Raw genomic sequence first — 23,671 nt, 5'->3', positions numbered from 1 at the left:
ATTACTTAAGAGATTTTTACCTATTAGCTACCATGTACTTTCTAGTGATACTCAATCAAGAACTATCTAGCACTTAGGTAAAAATTAAACTTTTGTGCCGTACTAGGTAACAATTTACTAATTTACTGGATGTATAAGAGAATATTACGTATCCATATAGCCCATTTTTTTTACTAATCAAGTTGCCAAAGAATTAAAAAACTATTTTAAAAGTAGTAATACTCAAAGCCTTTTTTTCCCGAAAGTATTTAATAGCAGGGAGCGCTAGAGAACCATACTCCAACATATTTTTGCTTACTACCCTAGTTCATCAAATAACAGAAAGTTTTACTTCCTAAAGTTATACTACCCCTACGACTTGGCTTATTATTTCTTTGTAAGCCAGGTTTTCCTTCTGATATTTTATTATTAGCGTTTTTCCTTTTAACCTACCCTAAATGAAAACACATTTATCTCTTCTTTTAAAAGGAGGGTATACTTTTACTTTGCGTTCCAATAACAGCCGGCCAGTACTTATTATCTTATTATGGTTACCGGTATATTTTTCCTCTCTTGCCCAAACTAAACTATGGGAAAAAACCTACGGAGGTAACCAAAGTGATGGACTAGCCAGAGCACAGCAAACGAGCGATGGGGGCCATATCCTGGGGGGTACTTCCTCTTCCGGAATTAGCGGCGATAAAACTGAAGCTAGCCGAGGAGAAGAAGATTATTGGATTGTTAAGTTAAATCTGGATGGCAGCAAAGCCTGGGATAAAACTTTTGGGGGTAATAAGTCTGACTATTTAGCATCGGTACAACAATCCAGTGACGGGGGCTATATTCTCGGTGGATATTCTTATTCCGGGAAATCAGGTGATAAAACTGAGAACAATAAAGGTGATTTTAGCACCGATTATTGGATAGTAAAATTAAATACCAGTGGACAACAGGAATGGGACAAAACCTTAGGAGGAACTGAGTCTGACTTTATAGTAACGGTACAACAAACGAGTGACCGGGGCTTTATTTTGGGAGGATATTCCGGTTCTGGTATAAGCGGTGATAAATCGCAGGGTGTAAATGGCAGTTGGGACTACTGGGTAGTGAAGCTAAAGGAGGATGGCAGCAAAGAATGGGATAAAACTTTTGGAGGTAATGAGTCGGATGCTCTTACTTCCCTAATTGTTACTCCCGATGATGGTTTTTTACTAGGAGGCTATTCTGCTTCTGATAAAAGCGGAGATAAGAGCGAATCAAAGAAAAGTGACTGCACGGATGATGGTGGCTCACCTTGTTTGGATTATTGGGTCGTAAAAATTACAAGTGAAGGCACTAAGGAATGGGATAAAACTTTTGGCGGATACGAGGATGATGTACTGAATGCCCTGGCTTTGGCACCGGATGGTGGTTACCTACTGGGCGGTCTATCCGAATCTGGTAAGAGTATAGATAAAAGTGAGCCTGCCCGAGACGATACGGAAGATGATGTTTTCGGCGATTACTGGGTAATTAAAATTGGAAAAGATGGCAGCAAAATATGGGATAAAACCTTTGGCGGCAATAAATATGTTAACCTTACCTCCCTGTTAACTACGCCGGATGGCGGTTACTTGTTGAGCGGCTTTTCTAATTCAGATCGTGGTGGAGACATGGGAATTAGAAGAGGAATAGGTAATACTTGGGTCGTAAAAATAGATACAGCCGGTACTAAACTTTGGGATACAAGCTTAGAGAGCGGCTCCCAATTATTACCAACTTCTAATGGTAGTATTCTGCTGACTGGTAATTTTAGCGGATATCCTAATAGCGACTATTGGTTAGTAAAGCTTCAAATTCCAAATAAGAACGCCCAAACGCTTACCTTTTTTCCACCAGACAAAGCCTTAACTAATTCTCCAATTATTCTGACAGCTTCAGCTAGCTCAGGATTACCAGTTACTTACACGCTTATTTCCGGACCAGCTATTCAAAATGGTAATCAATTAAGCTTTACTGGCTACGGTACCGTAGTAGTAAGAGCTTTTCAAGCGGGTGATGCTACTTATAGCCCGGTAGAATATACCACAAGTTTTCGGGTACAGCGTCTGACTCCTCAAAATGATAAAACAATTGGTGGCAATGGTTCAGATATTTTGGCCGATATGGTGGCTACTGCCGATGGCGGGTATTTGCTAGCTGGCTCTTCTTCCTCGGATATATCCGGCGATAAAAGTATGGTTAGTAAGGGTGACTCGGATTACTGGCTGGTAAAAACAGATAAAGATAAAAACAAAATCTGGGATAAATCCTTCGGCGGCAAAGGTATCGAAAAATTAGCAACTATTATTTCCATTCCGGATGGAGGATACCTACTGGGCGGCTACTCTACCTCGGATAAAGAAGGAGATAAAAGTGAAGGCAATAAGGGCAAGAATGATTTTTGGATAGTGAAAATTGATGCTAACGGCACAAAACTCTGGGATAAAACTATAGGTGGAAATAAGGATGATAATTTAGCAGTAATAGTCGCTACTCCTGATGGCGGGTTTTTACTAGGCGGTTCCTCCCAATCGGGTAAAAGTGGCGATAAAAGCGAAGAGAATAAGGGTACACCGTACGAAAACGGGTATATTCCGCCCGACATTTGGTTAGTTAAGATTGATGGAAACGGTAATAAGGTATGGGATAAAACTTACGGCTCCCAGCTTGATGATGTACTAACCTCCTTAATAGCTATGCCGGATGGCAATTACCTGATTGGCGGTAATATTGTATATAGTTTCAATTACCTATTAATAAAAATAGATACTCAAGGTCAGCAAATTTGGGAGAAAACTTTTGATTACAGTAGCGATAATAACGGTTACATTCATAACATATCTGCTATGATTACTTTACCGGATGGCGGCTATTTATTAGCTGGTATAGCTGGTTTTGAAAGCTATTATTATTGGATAGCAAAATTAGATTCGGATGGAAACAAAATATGGGATAAACTCTACGGCGGCAGACCTATTTTTACTTGCTACACCTGCGAAATTAATCGATCTACTATCGTAGATATACAAGCGACTTCAACAGATCATTATTTACTGGCTGGTTATACCCATTCCAATCAAGGTGGTGACCGGAGCGAAGCAAATAGAGGTCGCCAGGATTACTGGCTCGTGGAGATTGATGCCAATGGGCAGAAGATTGCTGATAAATCTTTCGGTGGCCACGACACTGACCAATTAACGGCTATTATAGCTACTTCCAACGGCGGTTATTTGCTCGGGGGTTATTCCAGTTCAAATACTGATCACGAAAAAAGTGAAAATAGTAAAGGTGATTTAGATTTTTGGTTAATAGAAACGCAAATCAGTGCCTTTCCTCCTTCTTCTCTGCAAGCCTGGAACCTGCGCTATGGTGGCAGCAATTCCGACTATTTAACTACAGTTATAAAAACCAACGATGGTGGGTATTTGCTTGGGGGGTATTCCTATTCAAATAAATCTGGTGATAAAAGTCAGGACAGCTACGGTAAAAGTGACTATTGGGTAGTAAGGACAGATGCCGCTGGGAATAAACTCTGGGATAAACGGTATGGTGGCACCAAAGAAGATTATCTTAAAAGTATTGCGCCTACTGCCGATGGCGGATTTTTGCTGGGCGGAGGTTCTGAATCGGGTATAAGCGGAAATAAAAAGGCAATTAATAAAGGAGGCAGAGATATATGGGTAGTAAAAATAAGTAGAAGCGGAGAAAAAGAGTGGGAACAAAGCTACGGCGGCCAAGAAACAGAAGACCTACAAAAAATTATTGCACTACCCGATGGCACATATTTGCTTGCTGGTTACAGCAACTCTCCTGTTGGGGGAGATAAAACCCAAGTGAACCAAGGCAATCTAGATTACTGGTTAGTTAAAATTAACATGCACTACGGCCATAAAATTTGGGATAAAACCTATGGTGGAACCGCCAACGATTACGTAGCTGATGTATTAGTATTGAATAATGGAGACTTACTGGTCGGAGGCACTTCCTTCTCTTCTGTTTCGGGAGATAAAAGTCAGGGTAATCAAGGCTCCAGTGATTACTGGTTGCTGAGAACGGATAAGGTAGGTAAAAAACTCTGGGACAACTGCTATGGCGGCAAAAACCAAGACCAACTTTTGGCTATGTTAAGTCCAAATACAAGTACTTTCTTGTTGGCCGGCCATAGTGATTCTGGAATAAGCGGTCAAAAAACCCAGGCTAATAAAGGAGATAAGGACTTCTGGCTGGTGCAAGTGAATAATAAAGGAGAAAAAAAATGGGACAAAACCTATGGTGGCAGCAGTGACGAGAATCTACGTTCTCTTATTCTGGATAAAGATGGCGGCTACGTATTAGGTGGAACTTCCTTCTCCGGTAATCGTGGAGATAAGAGCGAGGAGAGCCAAGGCAGCAGTGATTATTGGCTGGTAAAGACAAATAATAAAGGTAAAAAACTCTGGGATAAACGTTACGGCGGCAGCAACGAAGAAGAACTTAGAGTCGTGTGGACTACCGAAGATGGCGGTTATCTGTTAGGCGGTCGCTCCAAATCCGACGTGAGCGGGGATAGAACCCAGCCTAGCCAAGGGGAAAATGATTTCTGGCTGGTGAAGGTAGCTCCGGTAACATCAACTATCTCATTGGCAGCTGCTCATTCTGATACTTTTACCCCAAAAGAACTTACCTCCGCCGAACTTTTGCCACTTACCGCTTACCCAAATCCGTTTGTGCAGGAGGTAAATATTAGCTTCCGGGTACCACAAACGCAAAAAATTACATTAAAAGTGTACGATAGTCAGGGCCAGGAAATAGTTACTTTGTTTGAGGAGGTAGCCCAGGGAAATCAAACCTATACCCGTAGGTGGAAGGCGAGTCATTCCTCACCCGGAATTTACACTCTGCGCCTGCAATCCAATACACACCAAAGCTACCAGAAAGTTTTCTTAACGCAATAATAGCTGTTGTTGCAAACGTAAAATTGAAATGACCTAGGTAGTCTCTCACTTTTTAAAAGAGTACGCCTCCCACCCTTAGCTCTGATTTTACTTTTACTCGACTGGCCTGGAATTAAATTCAACTAACTTCCTAATCCCTTTTACTGGTAAGGTGAATGATACCAATATTGAATTCTAATAATTAAATACATTCCTCCCGGTGCAGAACTTGTTTTATAAAAATTTAAGTACTGCTTTTTCTCTTCCTTTTCATATTAAAGAATTACTTTAACCTCAACCGAACCTATGAAAACACATGTATTCCTATTGCAGGTATGCAAACACTTTTTTCGATTTCGGAGCATTTGGCTACGACTATTCGTTTTCCATACAATCATTTTGTATTCTTTCTCTGTTAAAGCGCAAATTAAACTTTGGGATAAAACCTATGGCGGGAATAGAGAAGACAGAATAACTACTGCCATACAAACCAGCGACGGCGGCTACCTTCTAGGCGGGTGGTCGGTTTCAGGCCTAGGCGGCGATAAAACCCAACCTAGTAAGGGTGATTGGGATTACTGGGTAATTAAACTTAATGCAGATGGCAGCAAAGCCTGGGATAAATCTTTTGGCGGAAAAAATGGCGACTTTTTAAACTCGGTGCAACAAACCAAGGATGGTGGCTATATTCTGGGGGGCGAGTCTCAATCTGGTAAAAGTGGAGACAAAAGCGAAGCTCCTACCGGGGCCTGGATGGTAAAATTAAAAGCCGATGGTAGTAAAGCCTGGGATAAAACTATTCCTGGTGGTGGAATATCCTTTATCCGGCAATTGAGTGATGGCGGCTATGTTCTGGCGGGTATATTTAATTCTGCTACAAAAAGAGGAGAATATTGGGTAGCAAAAGTAAACCCTGATGGCAGCAAAGTATGGGATAAAGCTTATGGCGGAATGGACCGGGACATACTTACTGCTCTGGTAGTTGCTCCTGATGGTGGCTATTTACTAGGAGGCTTTTCTACTTCCGATAAAGGGGGCGATAAAAGCGAATCAAGGAAAAGTGAATGTACTAATTCCGATGGAGAAGCTTGTTACGATTACTGGGTGGTAAAAATTAATGGTATAGGTACCAAACAGTGGGATAAAACTTTTGGAGGTTACGACAATGACCGAATTACCACTATAGCTACTACTTCTGATGGTGGTTATTTATTAGGGGGAGTTTCCGCATCAGATAAAGGCATGGATAGAAGTGACCCCACCCGCGATGATAAGGAAGATGAAAATACAGGAGACTTTTGGTTAATTAAAATTCAAGCCAACGGCACCAAAGTTTGGGACAAAGCTTATGGGGGTAACAAAACCGATGAACTTGCCACTTTGGTAGGCACGCAGGATGGTGGTTATCTTTTAAGCGGCTATTCTGGCTCAGATAGTGGCGGCGAAATGGGTATTCGTAGGGGTATTGGAAGTAATTGGGTTCTGAAAATAGATGCTAAAGGCAACAAAATTTGGGACACCAATGTAGAAAGTGGGCCATTTTTAGTGCCTACTTCAGATGGCAATTGCCTGTTAGCTGGCACTAAGTTCATAGGTTTCTTAAACTCCTTCTACAACACTGATTTTTGGTTGGTGAAGCTACAGATTCCGAATAAAAAAGTACAAACAATAACCTTTTATCCACCTGATCAGGGTCTCGCCAATTCGCCTTATACCCTTTCGGCTAAAACTAATTCAGGGTTGCCGGTTACCTTTAAACTTATTTCCGGACCGGCTATTCAAAAGAATAACCAGTTGCGCTTTACCGCTTACGGCACCGTGGTCGTGAAAGCCTTTCAGGCAGGTAACGATAGCTATAGTGCCGTAGAATATACCACTAGCTTTCAGGTAGTCAGGTTTCCTAAACAACAAGACAAAACCATTGGCGGCGATAAGGCAGATATGCTGGCCGATATGGTAGCTATTCCCGATGGCGGATATTTGCTGGCGGGTACATCTTCCTCGGGAATATCTGGAGACAAGAGTTTGGCTAGTAAGGGCGAATCGGATTATTGGCTGGTGAAATTAGATAAGGATAAAAAGAAGGTCTGGGACAAATCTTATGGCGGCAAAGGCACCGAAACTATTTCTACTATTATTCCTACATCGGATGGAGCTTACCTGTTAGGCGGTTCTTCAGCTTCGGGTAGAGAGGGCGATAAAAGTAGTACGAGTAAAGGCAAATTGGATTATTGGCTAGTAAAAGTAGATGCTAGCGGAAATAAACTCTGGGATAAATCCTTCGGCGGCAATCAGGATGATAACCTTAAAACCATAATTGCTACTCCCGACGGCGGTTACCTGTTAAGTGGTTCTTCTAATTCAAACAAAAGTGGCGACAAGAGCGAACCCAGCAGAGGGAATATCGATTATTGGATAGTAAAGATAGATGGGCATGGTAACAAATTGTGGGACAAAACCTTCGGAGGGAATAATACTGATAACCTCGCTAGTATAATAGCAACCGATAATGATGGTTACTTATTGGGTGGTAGTTCTGATTCAGATAAAAGTGGAGATAAAACCGAAGCTAATAAAGGATTTGAAGATTACTGGGTAGTTAAAATAAACACTCAAGGCAAAAAACTCTGGGACAAAACTTACGACCACGGCTATGTAATTGATAAGCTCACCGCTATGCTACCCACTCCTGATGGAGGAGCCTTAATAGCCGGTGTCTCAGGTTTTGAATCACCATTTAATTATTGGGTACTTAAATTAGACTCTAAGGGCACCATAATCTGGGAAAAAGAATATGGCGGAGCGGTTGTGTTTACTTGTTATTTTTGTGAAAACAACAGGTCAATACCAATAGAAATTCTTCCTACTCCAACTGGTCATTATTTACTGGCTGGCTATTCTTATTCAACGCAAGGTCGAGACCGGAGTGAAAAAAACAGGGGAAGGGAAGATTATTGGGTTCTGGAAATAGATGAAAACGGGCTGAGAATAGGAGATAAGTCCTTTGGTGGAGATAATCCGGATTATTTAGTGGCCATGATACCCACTGATAACGGCGGTTACCTGCTCGGTGGCTATTCCAATTCCCCCGCTAGCCACGAGAAAAGCGAGAACAGTAAAGGGGATAATGATTTTTGGCTGGTAGAAACTCAAATTAGTACGTTTCCACCCACTACTCTGGAAGCCTGGAACCTGCTCTATGGCGGCAATAATCTAGATAATTTAACTACTGTTCTCCCTACCAACGATGGCGGATATTTACTAGGTGGCTATTCCTATTCCAAGCAATCAGGCGACAAGAGCCAAAATGGGTATGGCAAAAGCGATTACTGGGTAATAAAGACAGATGCTGCGGGTAAGAAGCTCTGGGATAAACGCTACGGTGGCACAGGGGCGGACTATCTTAAAAGCATTGTACCAACTTATAATGGCGGCTTTTTATTAGGTGGCAGTTCCGAATCAACTAATAATGGCAATAAAACAGCTGCAAATAAAGGTAAACGTGATATTTGGATAGTAAAAATAAATAGTATTGGGGAGAAAGAATGGGAACAAAGCTACGGTAGCAGTGGCCTGGAAGACTTACAGAAAATTATTTCTTTACCAGATGGCACGTTTCTGCTAGCCGGCTACAGCGACTCTCCTGTAGGGGGAGATAAAACGCAAGCCAATAAAGGAGGTTTAGATTACTGGTTAATCAAGATTAACGATAATGGTGGCTTTAAGTATTGGGATAAGACCTACGGCGGGAATGCCAATGATTACCCAGGTGATGTATTGGTGCTGAATAATGGAGACTTACTCGTGGGGGGTACTTCCTTTTCCTCTGCTACCGGTGATAAAAGCCAAAGCAATCGGGGAGGTAGTGATTATTGGCTGCTGAAAACCAATAGCGAAGGTAAAAAACTCTGGGATAAACGCTACGGGGGCGCAAACCAAGACCAACTCTTAGCTTTGCTGAGCTTAAAAGAAAATACAATTTTGTTAGGAGGTAATAGTGCTTCTGGAGTAAGCGGCGACAAGAGCCAGGCTAGCCAAGGAGGTAAGGACTTTTGGCTGGTACAAGTAGATGGTAAAGGCGAAAAACAATGGGATAAAACTTACGGCGGCAGCGAAGATGAAACCCTACGTTCTCTCCTTCTGGATAAAGATGGTGGTTATATTTTTGGTGGCACTTCTTTCTCCGGTAAGAGTGGCGACAAGAGTCAGGAAAGCCAAGGCAGCAGTGATTATTGGCTGGTGAAGACCAATAACAAAGGCGAAAAGCTCTGGGATAAACGTTATGGCGGCAGCCAGCAAGAAGAACTCCGGGCCATGTGGATTACCGATGATGGCGGCTATCTGTTAGGAGGGCGCTCCAACTCCGACGTGAGCGGGGATAGAACCCAGCCCAGCCAAGGCGAAAATGATTTCTGGCTCGTGAAAGTGGCTCCGGTAACTACTCAAACTATAGTTAGCAAAAAAATAACTGCTTCAGAGTCAGAAGTAAGTAGCATACTTCAACCTGGTACGGCTTACCCGAACCCATTTGTACAAGAAGTAAATATTAGCTTTAAACTGCCACAAACGCAAAAAGCTACGGTAAAGGTGTATAATAGCCAAGGGCAGGAAGTAGCTACTTTATTTAAAGGAGAAGTGCAGGCAGCTCAAACGTATACTTGTAAATGGAAAGCCGGCACTAAAGCAGCTGGGATTTATATCGTACAACTGCACACCCCAAATAAAATTCATACTATTAAACTATTGAAAACTCAAGAGTAGTATATTTATAAGATTTCTGCGCTAAATCAACGTTTTATTAGGAGTTATATAAGTTGATTTGGCGCAGTAAATAGCTCTTTAATTTGTAAATCAAACAATACTGTATTTATTCTTTAACCTTTCATTAACTGGTTGCACTTATTTTAGCCAATTAAATAAAGGCCATTTTGTATTTATTAATAAACCAGATATAATGTGGCCTAGAAAATATTTTAAACTTCTGGGTTAAATTGGGTAACAATTTAACTGTTTGCGGAATGTATAAGCAAATACCGTTTGTTTCTTAAATCTTTTAAACTTTAAATATGAAAGGTTATGAATGATTCAGAAATGAAAAAAGTAAATTCAAACTGTCCTACCTATTAACTTTTGTAATAGGCAGCCCTAAAACACCATACACCTACCACTATCACTTATTGGCTTAAGTTTAGCTTAAATCATAAAAATTAGGGCAATAGCCTTAAATCCTTCTTCGCAACCCGTTTCTTTATTTTTTCATTAAAAGCTGGGTATTTCTTTTGATGTTCTGGAGTTAACGTTATTCTTTTATCCTACCTGAAATGAAAACACGTTTATCTTTTTTGTTTAAAATTGGGTATCTTTTTATTCAACCTTCCAGTAACGGTCGTCTGACACTTTTGCTAGGGTTATGGCTGTTTGTTTCCTTCTCCTCCCTTGCTCAATTTAAAATCTGGGAAAAAACGCTGGGTGGTAACCACAGCGATGAACTGCATTTTGTACAGAAAACCAGCGATGGCGGCTATATTGTCGGGGGTTCTTCTTCTTCGGGTATTAGTGGTACTAAATCCGAAGCAAACCGGGGAGTATGCACCCCGGATAATTGTACCACGGATTATTGGGTAGTAAAAATAGATGGCAAAGGCAATAAAGTCTGGGATAAAACTTTGGGAGGAAACGATTCCGACATTTTAGCATCCGTACTGCAAACCAGTGATGGCGGCTATATTCTGGCGGGTTATTCTTACTCCGATAAATCAGGCGATAAGTCCGAAGCAAATAAAGGTTTTGTTTATTACCCAGATTATTGGATAGTAAAATTAAACGCCAATGGCAAAATAGTATGGGATAAAACCTACGGCGGCAATTATGGTGATTATCTGCATTCTCTTCAACTAACCCCCGATGGCGGCTATATTGTAGGAGGGGAATCTAACTCTGAAAAATCAGGCGATAAAAGCCAGAGCAATAATGGCAGTTATGACTACTGGGTGCTAAAACTAAATGCCAGTGGCAATAAAGTCTGGGACCAAACTTTTGGGGGCGATGACTCAGATGATCTCTATTCCTTAATTACTACTCCCGATGGTGGCTATTTACTGGGAGGCCGATCCAGTTCTAATAAAAGTGGCTCGAAAAGTGACCCGCGAAAAAGTGATTGCACCGACGGCTTTGGTACTCCTTGTTATGATTATTGGGTTGTAAAAATTTCGGAAAAGGGTGCTAAACAATGGGATAAAACCTTTGGCGGATACCACGACGATGTATTAAATACGCTGGTAGTAGCCACGGATGGCGGCTACTTGCTGGGAGGACGTTCCGAATCTACTAAAAGCCTGGATAAAAGTGAGCCTACCCGCGACGAAACTGATGATGATATCTTAGGCGATTATTGGCTGGTAAAAATTGCTACGGACGGCAGCAAAGTTTGGGACAAAACTTTCGGCGGCAATGAAAGAGAAGAACTTACCTCTATTTTGCCAGTGAAAGATGGTGGTTACCTATTAAGTGGCAGTTCTGATTCGGAGAGTGGAGGCGACATGACGCCCAGAAGAGGTGTTGGCGACACCTGGATCATAAAAATAGATGCGAAAGGAAAAAAACTTTGGGACACCAGCGTGACTAGTGGTTCCTATATTACGCCTACTTCCGATGGTAATATCTTGCTGGGTGGTATATCGGGTTCCTATCCTAATGATGATTATTGGTTAGTGAAACTCCAAATTCCGAATAAAAAAGTGCAAACCATTGCCTTTTACCCACCCGATAGGGCACTTACCAGTTCCCCTATCACTCTTTCAGCCAAAGCTAGTTCGGGTTTGCCCGTTACGTTTAAGCTAATTTCCGGACCAGCCACTCAAAAAAGCAATCAATTGCGCTTTACCGGCTATGGAACGGTAGTGGTAAAAGCTTTTCAGGCGGGTGATGCTATGTATAGCCCCGTAGAATATACTGCTCGATTTCGGGTACAAAGATTTCCCAAACAACAGGATAAAACCATTGGCGGAAGTGGAGAAGATATGCTGGCCGACCTGGTTACTACTCCCGACGGCGGTTATTTACTAGGTGGCTCCTCTTCCTCCGGTATTTCCGGGGATAAGAGTAGCGCTGGTAAAGGTCAATCGGATTTCTGGTTGGTAAAAACCGATGCGAACAAAAAGAAAATCTGGGATAAATCTTTTGGTGGTAAAGGTACCGAAAAATTGGCTGTTATTGTTCCGGCGGTGGGTGGCGGTTATTTGTTGGGCGGCTCTTCGGCTTCGGGTAAAGATGGTGATAAAAGTGAAGCCAATAAAGGCAAGAACGATTACTGGTTGGTGAAAGTAGATGCCTCCGGCAATAAACTTTGGGACAAAACCATTGGTGGAAATTTAGATGATAATCTTTCGGCAATAGTTGCTACCCCCGATGGTGGATACTTGCTCGGGGGTTCTTCCCAATCAGATATAAGTGGGGATAAAAGCGAAGGGAATAAAGGCGAACCAGATGAATTTACGGGTACTCCTTCCGACTTTTGGATAGTAAAAGTAGACAACAAGGGAAATAAAGTTTGGGATACAACCATTGGTAATGCCCCTGATGATGTTCTTTCTTCTATAATACCTACGCCCGATGGTAATTACCTTTTAGGAGGATACAGTACCAGCACCGATGACGATACCGATTATTGGGTAATTAAAATAAACGCAAAGGGCGAACAAATTTGGAATAAAACCTATAACCGGGAATATTCTGACCGGCTTACTGCCTTAGTTACAACTCCCGAAGGTGGGTATTTACTGGTGGGTATTTCAGGTTTTGAAACGTACGGGTACTGGGCAATAAAAACCGATTCAAAAGGTAATGTTATTTGGGATAAATTTTTCTTAGGTAGTTCTATTGCGTGTTTTGCCTGCGAAGTAAATTATTCTTTTCCGGTAGATATATTACCTACTTCCAACAATCATTACTTACTGGCCGGGTATACTTGGTCCAATCAGGGCTTCGACCGGACCGAAGAAAATAGAGGCAACCAAGACTACTGGCTCGTAGAGATAGATGAAAACGGGCAAAAGATTAGCGATAAAAGCTTCGGCGCACGCAATTCCGACGAATTAGCGGCTATTATTGCTACTCCCAGCGGCGGCTTTTTGCTTGGGGGCCACTCCAATTCGAACAGTGGCTATGAAAAAAGCGAAAATAGTAAAGGTAACTACGACTTCTGGTTAATAGAAACTAAAATCAGTGCCTTTCCTTCCTCTTCTCTGGCGGCCTGGAACCTGCGCTACGGCGGCAGTAGCTCCGACTTTTTAACCACCGTACTGCCCACTAACGATGGTGGGTATTTGCTCGGCGGGTATTCTTCCTCTCCTAAATCGGGCGATAAATCGCAGAATAGTTATGGTAAAAACGACTATTGGGTAGTAAAAACCGATGCAGCTGGCAATAAGCTCTGGGATAAACGGTATGGTGGCTCTGCGGATGATTACCTGAAAAGTATGGTTCCCACTACCGATGGTGGCTTTTTATTAGGCGGAAGTTCCGAATCGGGAAGTAATGGTAATAAAATGGCAATCAGTAAAGGGGGCCGGGATATTTGGCTCGTAAAAATAAGCAGCAGCGGGGAAAAAGAATGGGATCAAACGTACGGTGGCAATGGCACCGACGACTTACAAAAAATTGTAATACTATCCTATTTGTATACCGACTCTTATGTATTAGCCGGCTACAGCGACTCGCCGGTAAGTGGCGATAAAACCCAAGGCACCCAGGGTGGTTTAGATTACTGGTTAATAAAGATTTATAGCTTTAACGGTGACATAGCCTGGAATAAACGCTTCGGAGGAGCGGGCGACGATTACTTAGGAGATATTTTAGCCCTTGCCAAAGGGGATTTACTCATAGGAGGCACTTCCTTCTCTTCCGCTTCAGGCGATAAAAGCCAGGGTACGCAAGGCTCCAGTGATTACTGGCTGCTAAGAATAGATAAAGACGGTAAAAAGCTTTGGGATAAACGCTACGGCGGCAGCGACCAGGATCAGCTTTTAGCCTTATTAAATACCAGTTATAATTCTTTCTTACTAGCGGGTCATAGCGCTTCTAATATAAGTGGAGAAAAAAGCCAGAACAGCAAGGGCGGCAAAGATTATTGGCTGGTGCAAGTGAATGGTTCCGGCGAAAAACAATGGGATAAAACGTACGGCGGCAGCGCCGAAGAAACGTTACGTTCTCTGATTTTAGATAAAGATGGCGGTTATGTTCTGGGGGGCACTTCCTTTTCCGGCAAGAGCGGGGATAAAACTCAAACCAGCCAAGGAGCAAGCGATTACTGGCTCGTTAAGACCAACTCGGCGGGCACCAAGCTCTGGGATAAACGCTACGGCGGCAGCCAGCAAGAAGAACTCCGGGCTCTATGGACGACGCAGGAGGGTGGTTATTTGCTTGGCGGACGCTCCAACTCCGGCGTAAGTGGCGACCGAACCCAGCCTAGCCAGGGCGAGAATGATATTTGGCTCGTGAAAGTAGCTCCGGTAAAAACTATTACCCCCCTAATAGCCTCCCAATCATCTACTTTCCAACCCGAAGAATTTCGTTCCGCTAAACTCTTGCCTCTTACCGCATACCCGAATCCGTTTGTGCAGGAAGTAAATGTTACCTTCCGGGTACCGCAAACCCAAAAAGTTACGGTAAAGGTGTTCGACAGTCAGGGGCAGGAAGTTACGACTTTGTTCGAGGAAGTAGCCCAGGCAAATCAGAACTATACCCGGCAATGGCAAGCCCAGCATTCGGCAGCCGGTATTTATATTCTGCGCCTGCAAACCAATAACCACCAAAGTCACCAGAAAGTAGTGCTAAGCCGCTAACCAGGTTTAGTATTTTAACATTCCATAAAAGTAAATATTAAGCGAAGTAAGGTCTTGTATTCTAAAGCAAGAAATTACCTCGCTTAATATTTATTCGGAAGTTTGCGGCTTAAACCAACCAGCATACATTACATAGTTACTAGCCGTGCGCGCCATGTTGGCAATTTGCTCTTCGCTAACGGGTTTTACTTTCCGGGCGGGAGTACCTGCATAAATATACCCGGCTTCGCAAACAGTATTTTCGAGCACCGTGGCTCCGGCCGCTACAATGCAGTTTTGCTGAACGACTGCTTTATCCATTACAATAGCACCCATGCCAATTAGTACGTTATCTTCTATGGTGCAACCGTGTACAATAGCATTATGCCCCACCGAAACGTTGTTGCCAATTACCGTTGCGGCCCGTTCGTAGGTACAATGGATAATAGCGCCATCCTGAATATTAGTTTTATTGCCAATCCGGATGCTGTTTACATCGCCTCTTACAACCGCATTAAACCAAATAGTACAATCTGCTCCGCATACAACATCACCCACAACAGTGGCATTTTCGGCAATAAAGCAATTCTCGCCAAAAACAGGGAATTTATCTTTAACTGGTAGAAATAGTGGCACGCTTACTTATAATTAATTAAGTTAAAACTTTATTTAAAGTGAAGCTACTATTATTTCTCTTATTCGTACGTGCTGCCCGGAAATTTGCCTGTATTCTTATCTGTAAGCTACTTTTCCAAACTTCTTTTATAACGCCGCATTTTTCTAATAAATCAATAAAAAAGAGGCATTCATGCATTTTTTCACACTAAGTACTTTCATTAATGAAAAACATCCAATCAAACTAAAATTTCATGAAAAGTTTTCTAAATTTTAAAAAACAAACCTTTGAAAATCAACTCATTTAGAAAATAATCTTAGCTTTATTACAGAACAAACCTTTAACAATCCATTATGAAAAAACCTTTTACACCTGACTGGCAATTGCAAATTTGCAGTTTAATACTGGTCTGCACCTTAAGTGGTAGTGTTGGTAATTCAGCCAAAGCTGCTGCTACTTTCTCTCCTACCCCGGGGTTAGCCGCACCCAAAAGTAACAGCATTACCAAAGTAGTTACCTGGACTATTTCAGGACGGGTTTCTTCAGGTACCGGTGATCCTTTACCCGGGGTAACAGTGCTGTTAAAAGGCACCTCTACCGGAGCTACTACCGCCCCCGATGGGGCTTATACCTTAACTGTTCCGGAATCGGCTGGCACTTTAGTGTTTTCTTTTATTGGCTTTGCTACCCAGGAAAAAGCCTTTACCGGCCCAGGCTCCATTAATATTACCCTACTCGAAGATACTAAAGCTTTGCAGGAGGTAGTAGTAACCGGTTACACTGCCCAATCTAAAAAAGATATTACCGGCGCGGTAGCCACCATCGATGCCAAACAATTATTAGCTACTCCTTCTACTAATTTAGGGCAAGCTATGCAAGGCAAAGTAGCGGGTGTAACGGTTGGTAACGAAAACAGCCCAGGTGGGGGCGTAATGGTGCGTATTCGCGGTTTTGGTACTATTAACGATAACTCGCCGCTCTATGTAATTGATGGCGTGCCTACCAAAGGTAACCTAAACACGCTTAATCTGAACGACATAGAATCTATGCAGATTTTGAAAGATGCTTCGGCAGCTTCCATCTATGGCTCCCGGGCAGGTAATGGGGTAGTAATTGTAACTACCAAAAAAGGCAAGGCGGGCAAACCGGTATTTACTTATGATACCTATGTGGGTACCCAACGCCCCGGCAAGTTCCTGGATTTACTAAATACCCAGGAATATGCGCAGTTAATTTGGGAATCGCGAAGAAATGCGGGAGCCGTGGGCGCCAATGGTAATCCGGTGCACGCGCAGTTTGGTAATGGGGCCACTCCGGTTATCCCGGATTATATATTTCCGGCCGGCGCCACGGAAGGCGATCCGCGGGTTGCCCAGGATGCCAGCGGCAAATACGTAAACTACAGCAATAACATCGACGATCCTAATTTCAATAAAACCAAATGGCTGATTACGAAAGCCAACAAAGCCGGTACTAATTGGATGGACGAAATTTTTGATCCAGCTCCCATCCAAAATCACCAGTTAGGGGTTTCCGGCGGAAATGAAAGCGGGCGGTATGCCATGTCAGTAAATTATTTTAATCAGGAAGGGATTATGATTCATACCGGCTTTAAACGTTATTCGCTGCGGGCCAATACCGAATTTAACGTAAACAAACGCATCCGGGTAGGCGAGAATTTTCAGGTTGCTGTCGGCGACCGCATCGTACAACCGGGTTCTAACGGTTTCGAAAATAACCCTACATCTTTTGCTTACCGTATTCAACCACTAATACCCGTTTACGACGTAGCGGGCAACTTTGCCGGAACCCGTGGTACTGACCTGGACAACTCCAACAACCCGGTAAGTATGCTATACCGCAATAAAGACAATCACCAAAAAGAAATCCGTTTATTCGGGAATGCTTACGCTGAAATAGACATTCTGAAAAATTTAACGGCTAAAACCAGCTTTGGGGTAGATTACAACTTGTACAATTACCGGAATTATACTTTCCGGGATTACGAATCGGCGGAAGCCCGGGGCTCCAATAACTTACAAACCACTAATAACTACGAATGGACCTGGACCTGGTTTAATACTTTGGCCTATAACGCTACTCTTGGCGAAAACCATCGGCTAAACTTTTTAATTGGTACCGAAGCCATTAAAGATTATTATGAATTTTTTGATGCTTCGCGCACCAACTTTGCCTCCGATGATTTAGATAACCGGTATTTAAGCGGCGGTACCGGGGTACAAACCAATAATGGCGGTGGTTATAACTGGGCCTTAGCTTCGGAGTTTGCTAAAGCTAATTACGCTTTTGCCGATAAATACTTACTCGAAGCTACCATTCGCCGCGACCGTTCTTCTCGTTTTGCGCCACAATTCCGGACAGCTTATTTTCCAGCTGTTAGTGGCGGTTGGGTGTTTTCGGAAGAAAGTTTTGCTGAAAGCTGGGGCTCCTGGTTAAGTCGTGCTAAACTGCGCGTAGGTTGGGGACAAACCGGTAACCAGGAAATTGGTAATTACAACTCCATCACCCAGTACTCCACTAATCCCATTACTTCTTTTTACGATTTAAATGGTACCCGTACGTCGGCGATACCAGGTTATGAATTAACGCAATTTGGTAATGCCAATGCTAAATGGGAAACCACCACGGCAACCAACGTGGGCGTAGACCTTACTTTATTAAACGATAAAATTGATGCTTCCTTCGACTGGTATACCCGTACTACCTCCGACATGCTTTTCCCGGTGCAAGCACCCCTTACTTCGGGCGTAGCGGTTACCCCTTTCCAGAATATTGGTTCCATGCGCAACCGCGGGGTAGATGCCGCATTAACGTATAATGGGCAGGCTGCCGATGGTAAATTAACCTATAGCATTGGTGGTAACCTGAGTACCTACCGGAACGAGGTAATAAAAACTACCGGTGACCCGAACACGCAATATTTTGGTATCAACGACGAACGCATTCAAAACTTTGTGGTAACCCAGCAAGGTCATCCCATTTCTTCTTTCTTTGGCTATACCATTGATGGTATCTTCCAATCAGACGATGAAGCGGCCGCTGCTCCTAAAAACAATTTGGGCGTGAACCAGAATAAAGCGGGTCGTTTCCATTACCGTGATGTAAACGGCGATGGCATTATCGACTCAAAAGATTTATCGATTATTGGTAGCCCGCACCCTGATTTTACTTACGGCATTAACTTGAATGTGAATTATAAAAATTTTGGTTTAAGCGTTTTCGGCCAGGGCGTACAAGGAAACCAGATTTTTAATATGGTGAAGTACTTCACTGATTTCCCCACCTTTGGCGGTAACCGTAGCAAAAGAATGTTATACGATTCCTGGCGGCCTGGCAAAACTGATGCGGTTCTGCCACAATTAACCTCCAGCGACCAGGTTAGTATTCTTCCTTCTTCTTATTACCTCGAAAACGGTTCTTACTTCCGGATGAAGAATATCCAATTAACCTATACTTTGCCGACTACTTTAGTTTCCAGAATTGGTTTGGGTTCGGTACGCGTGTATGTACAAGGTCAGAACGTGTTTACCTTCACTAAATATTCCGGCATGGACCCCGAAGTTAACCTGCGGGGTTATTCTTCCGGCAACGACCGCCAAATTGGAGTAGATGGTGGAAATTACCCTATTGCCAAGCAATATTTGGTGGGTTTAAATGTAAGTTTTTAAGAGTATCTGATTTACTAATTATATAAATCACACAAGATTAAACAAATGAAAAAAAGTATAATATTAGGCAGCAGCATTTTACTCAGCATATTAAGCTCCTGCTCCGATTCTTTTCTGGACGTAAAACCCAAAGCTGCTCTCACCATCGATGCCCTAACCACCAATAAAGGAGTTAACTCCTTGCTGGTAGGTGCTTATTCGCTGTTGGATGGCTGGGCAACTGCTGAAGGCGCTTACCGTTCGTACCAATCATCCGCGGATAATTGGGTATATGGCAGTGTGGCTTCGGATGATGCTTACAAGGGAACAATTGCCGGCGATCAACCACCTATTTCCTTAATTGAGCAAGGAAATATCTCTTCCGATAACATTTATTTCCGGGGCAAGTGGCGGGGCATGTACGATGGTATTGCCCGCACCAACGATGTGTTGCAAACTTTAGCGAAAGTTACCGATGTTACTGACGCCGAACGTTTGCAAATTACCGCCGAAGCCCGGTTTTTACGCGGACATTACCACTTCGAGCTGAAGAAAATGTTTAACATGGTGCCTTACATCGACGAAACCATTTACAACCCCAACGACCTGGAAAGCACCAAAAAAACCAATACCGAAGATATCTGGCCTAAAATTGTGGCCGATCTAACCTTTGCCTACGATAATTTGCCGCCTAAACAAACCCAACCAGGCCGGGCCAGTAAATGGGCCGCGGGAGCTACCCTGGCGAAGGCTTACTTATTTCAGAAAAAATATACCGAAGCCAAAACTTTGCTCGATGCTATTGTGGCCAGTAATCAATTTAGGTTAATGGATCGTTACCACGATAATTTTAGGGCCGTTACCAACAACAACGCTGAATCAATTTTTGAAGTGGAACACTCTGTAAACGATGGCGCTTCGGGGGGTGAAAACGGAAACGTGGGTGCTACTTTAAATTATCCGTACGGCGGTGGTGGGGTAACTACTTGCTGCGGCTTTTTCCAGCCCTCGCAAAATTTAGTAAATGCCTTTAAAACCGACGCCGGTGGCTTACCGTTACTGGAAACTTTTAATAACGAAGATGTTACCAGTGACCAAGGCATTGAAGCTACGCAACCCTTCACTCCCTATGACGGCACCGTAGATCCGCGCCTTGACTGGACCGTTGGCCGTCGGGGCATTCCGTTCCTGGATTGGGGCGTGCATCCGGGTAAAACGTACGTGCGCGACCAGGCTTATGGTGGTCCTTACTCGCCGAAAAAACACGTGATGTATCGCTCCGATGTGGGTACCAATACTTTTGCCGGTAATCCCCGCTTAAACGCAAACAATTACCGCCTTATCCGGTATTCACATGTTTTATTATGGCTAGCCGAAGTGGAAACGGAACTAGGTAACCTGGAAGCTGCTCGCGGCTACGTAAACCAAATTAGAAGAAGAGCGGCCAATCCCGATGGTTTTGTTAAAAATGCCGATGGCACCCCGGCGGCTAAATACGTTATTAATGAATATACCGCTCCCTGGACCGATCAGGCTTTAGCCCGCAAAGCCGTGCAGTTCGAAGAACGTTTAGAATTTGGCATGGAAGGCCACCGTCGGTTTGATTTAGTGCGTTGGGGCATTGCCGCCGAAACCTTGAATAACTATTACGCTACTGAATCGAAGAAGCGGTCTTACCTGGCTGGGGTGCAGTTTATTCCGGGGAAACACGAGTACTTCCCCATTCCGCTGCAGGAAATACTAAACAGCAAGGCTAACGGACAAAATACTTTAACTCAGAATCCCGGTTACTAAAATATTCTTACTTTAATAAAAAAGGCTCGTTCTACTAACGAGCCTTTTTTATTATTATCCAGGTACTTTTGCCAATGTAAATTTTTTTATACTAATTTAGGTTCCCACCCTGGTTCATACTCCCGCCGCCACAAGGCCATGGCTTCTTTGTCGTTCACAATATGGCCGTTTTTCTGGTCGCAGTTTAATACCCGTCCGGTTCGTTGCGCAATATTGCCCAACTGGCATAATAACACGCTTTTATGGCCGATTTCGATATCACCGTTCGGGCGTTTACCCGTCCGAACAGAATCCAGGAAGTTGTTGATATGATAGGCATCCAGTTTGTCACCAGGCCCGGCTGGGTCAGTAGTGTTGGTTTTAGGTGCGTCCTGTACTTTCTTTACTACCTTATTATCCATGTCGTAAACGGTATAATCATTATCACCGGTAGTGACAATGGTGCCTTTATCGCCGTAAAAAATAGCGCCCCGGGCGCTGCCTTCGATGGGATAATTGTTACAACTCCGTCCTTCCCAGGTAATAGAAATATTACCCGGAAAATCCATGCTAATAATTTGCGTATCCGGCGTTTCCCAATCATCCTGATAAGCATAACGGCCACCCACTGAGGTTACCCGGGTCGGATACTCTACTCCTAAGCCCCAGCGCATCACGTCTATTTCGTGGGTACCATTATTCAGAGCCTCGCCGGTGCCCCAGTTCCAGAACCAATGCCAGTTATAATGAATCAGGTTATCCTGGTAAGGTCGCCGGGGAGCGGGTCCCTGCCATAATTCATAATCCAGATGAGCCGGAACGGGCACTTGTTTGCCTTTGCCAATGGGTTTGCGGTTATTGGTGTACCAACCTTTCGCCAAAAAAGCTTTCCCAATTACACCGGAATTTAGTTCCTGCATGCATTCCATAATGCGAGGCCACGAACGCCGCTGGTTTCCCATTTGCACGATACGGTTGTATTTACGGGCCGCAGCTACCAGCAATTCCCCTTCGTAGGGATTGTGGCTACAAGGCTTTTCTACGTACACGTGTTTACCGGCCTGGCAAGCCAGAATAGCGGCGGGAGCATGCCAATGGTCGGGAGTGGCAATGTATACGCCATCCAAATTTTTATCATTTAAAATAGTCCGGAAATCTTTTACTCCTTTGGGTTTCTTTTTGGATATATCCGCTAAGCCAGATATGGTTTTGGCCATGGCATTAGCATCTACATCGCACACGTACACCACCTCGCAACCAGGCTGTCGGGCGAAGTTCTTGGTCATGCCATTACCCCGGCCGTTCACACCAATAAACCCCATTCTAACCCGGTCGTTTGCCCCAATTATACTCGCGTAGCTTTTGGCACTAATTGCCAAACCAACTGTTCCAAAACCTGCTTTTTTAATAAAATCCCGGCGGGAATTATGGTTATCGTTTATCATTTTACCACATTTTTAAGTATAAGACTCTAGTATCAAGACAAAAGACTTTTATTTTTTTGTTTTTGGAAAAACCGGATGTTCCATAAGCAGCATTAATTACTAAATTTCAACTCAGTAGCTGTTTTAATAATGCTTTCTATTCTGCAGTTTACAAATTTTCCTGCGGAATCTTGTTAATCTTTCTAATGAAGTTTATAGTTTGATTCTGGTTAAAAAACGAAAAAACGGAGTTATTTCAAGCTTCAACCCTTACCACTACCTTTCCTACCGATTTTCCGCGCTGAAACAAATGGATAGCTTCCTGCATTTGAGAAAACTCATACACGTGGCCGATGTGTTGGGGCTTCAGTTCAAGCGCTTGTAAGCGGTTAAGGAGTTGGTGCATTAAGACGGTTTGCTCGTAGAGATAAATGAGGTTAAAACCCATTAATGATTTATTCTGGGTGGGCAAACGCAAGGGGTCAATTTGTGGTCTTTTTAGATATTTCCAGTAGAGTTGCAGGTAATTGGGTTTAGAACTATGGCTGGAGAAACTGGCATTGCCATACACCACCATACGCCCCATCGGTGCCATGGCTTTCCAGCCTTGCATCAGGATTTTGCCGCCAATGCATTCCATAATCAGGCGGAGCGGCCGTTCGCCCAAAGTACTTTTCAAATTTTCATAAAAATTCTTATCCCGAAGTATAATGGCATCGTAGGCTTCTTGTTCCTGTAAAAAAGTAATTTTGTTGGCCTGCCCTACCGTTCCAATGGTATACGCTTCGTATTTTTTACAAATCCGATTCGCCAGAATACCTACTCCGCCAGCCGCACTATGAATTAACACCGTCATGCCGGGTTGCAAATTACCCAGTTCCAGAAGAGCGTAATAAGCCGTGAGCCCTTGCACCAGAAATCCAGCGCCTTCTTCATAATTCCAGGCTTCGGGTAATGGAATTACGTAACGGTAATGGCTATTAATATGCGAGGCATAACCGCCAAACTTAGTAACTCCCATTACTTTATCGCCCACTTGCCATTCTTTTACGGCAGAACCTACGGCTATAATCTCTCCGGAAAATTCCAAACCAGGAATAAACGAACCTTTGGGAGTAGCACTGTACAGGCCCTGCATGGCAAAAATATCGGCAAAATTGAGCCCAATGGCTTTTACCTGCACGCATACTTCGTCGGGCTGGGGCGGTGCTATTTCTTCGGTTTGCAATTTCAGATTTTTAATAGAACCTGCTTTCGGCATGCGGTACACCTGGCGTTGAATCATAAATTATCAAATTATCTTGACCTTTCGGAAGTAGAGTTTCTTCATTCAGTTTACCATTTCTTAGCACTTAAACTGTGCTTAATTAAAATAAGAAAGGACAAGTAATTGGAAACTTCTTTACACTTTTAAATTTTACTATTCCGGCTTGTAAACTGGTAGTATACGAGTAAA

8 protein-coding genes are annotated in these 23,671 nt (G+C 43.3%); 5 read left to right on the top strand and 3 right to left on the bottom strand.

Annotated features, from left to right (window positions below; translation table 11 throughout):
* Positions 1-437 precede the first annotated feature (437 nt).
* The 3 genes from HUW48_RS05575 to HUW48_RS05565 all read left to right on the top strand — a co-directional run bounded on the left by HUW48_RS05575 (position 438) and on the right by HUW48_RS05565 (position 14,755).
* Entirely contained in the window at positions 438-4,934 is a 4,497-nt protein-coding gene (locus tag HUW48_RS05575) for a T9SS type A sorting domain-containing protein (protein ID WP_182414735.1), read from the top strand.
* Between the two features lie 378 nt (positions 4,935-5,312).
* Entirely contained in the window at positions 5,313-9,674 is a 4,362-nt protein-coding gene (locus HUW48_RS05570; RefSeq protein WP_182414734.1) for a T9SS type A sorting domain-containing protein, read from the top strand.
* Between the two features lie 560 nt (positions 9,675-10,234).
* Positions 10,235-14,755: a T9SS type A sorting domain-containing protein gene (locus HUW48_RS05565; RefSeq protein ID WP_182414733.1), complete on the top strand. Its 4,521-nt coding sequence runs from the start codon at positions 10,235-10,237 to the stop codon at positions 14,753-14,755.
* A 90-nt stretch (positions 14,756-14,845) separates the two neighbouring features.
* On the opposite strand, the gene HUW48_RS05560 is transcribed toward HUW48_RS05565, so the two are convergent.
* Complete coding sequence (locus HUW48_RS05560; protein ID WP_182414732.1) at positions 14,846-15,370, bottom strand: gamma carbonic anhydrase family protein; 525 nt, start codon at positions 15,368-15,370, stop codon at positions 14,846-14,848.
* Between the two features lie 333 nt (positions 15,371-15,703).
* On the opposite strand from HUW48_RS05560, the gene HUW48_RS05555 reads away from it, so the two are divergent.
* Positions 15,704-19,039 carry a SusC/RagA family TonB-linked outer membrane protein gene (locus tag HUW48_RS05555; protein WP_182414731.1) on the top strand — a complete coding sequence of 1,112 codons (3,336 nt, stop codon included), beginning with the start codon at positions 15,704-15,706 and terminating at the stop codon, positions 19,037-19,039.
* Between the two features lie 45 nt (positions 19,040-19,084).
* A complete protein-coding gene (locus tag HUW48_RS05550) occupies positions 19,085-20,812 on the top strand; it encodes a RagB/SusD family nutrient uptake outer membrane protein (protein WP_182414730.1) in 1,728 nt (575 codons plus the stop codon).
* 86 nt (positions 20,813-20,898) lie between these two features.
* On the opposite strand, the gene HUW48_RS05545 is transcribed toward HUW48_RS05550, so the two are convergent.
* Both HUW48_RS05545 and HUW48_RS05540 read right to left on the bottom strand, forming a co-directional pair.
* Entirely contained in the window at positions 20,899-22,236 is a 1,338-nt protein-coding gene (locus tag HUW48_RS05545) for a Gfo/Idh/MocA family protein (RefSeq protein WP_182414729.1), read from the bottom strand.
* Between the two features lie 235 nt (positions 22,237-22,471).
* Positions 22,472-23,500, bottom strand: a complete 1,029-nt coding sequence (locus HUW48_RS05540; protein WP_182414728.1) for an alcohol dehydrogenase catalytic domain-containing protein — start codon at positions 23,498-23,500, stop codon at positions 22,472-22,474.
* Positions 23,501-23,671 lie beyond the last annotated feature (171 nt).

The organism is Adhaeribacter radiodurans (assembly GCF_014075995.1).
In the GTDB taxonomy this organism is placed as follows: domain Bacteria; phylum Bacteroidota; class Bacteroidia; order Cytophagales; family Hymenobacteraceae; genus Adhaeribacter; species Adhaeribacter radiodurans.
The sequence above is the reverse complement of the archived record's forward strand: the minus strand, read 5'-3'. Positions and strand labels throughout refer to the sequence as shown.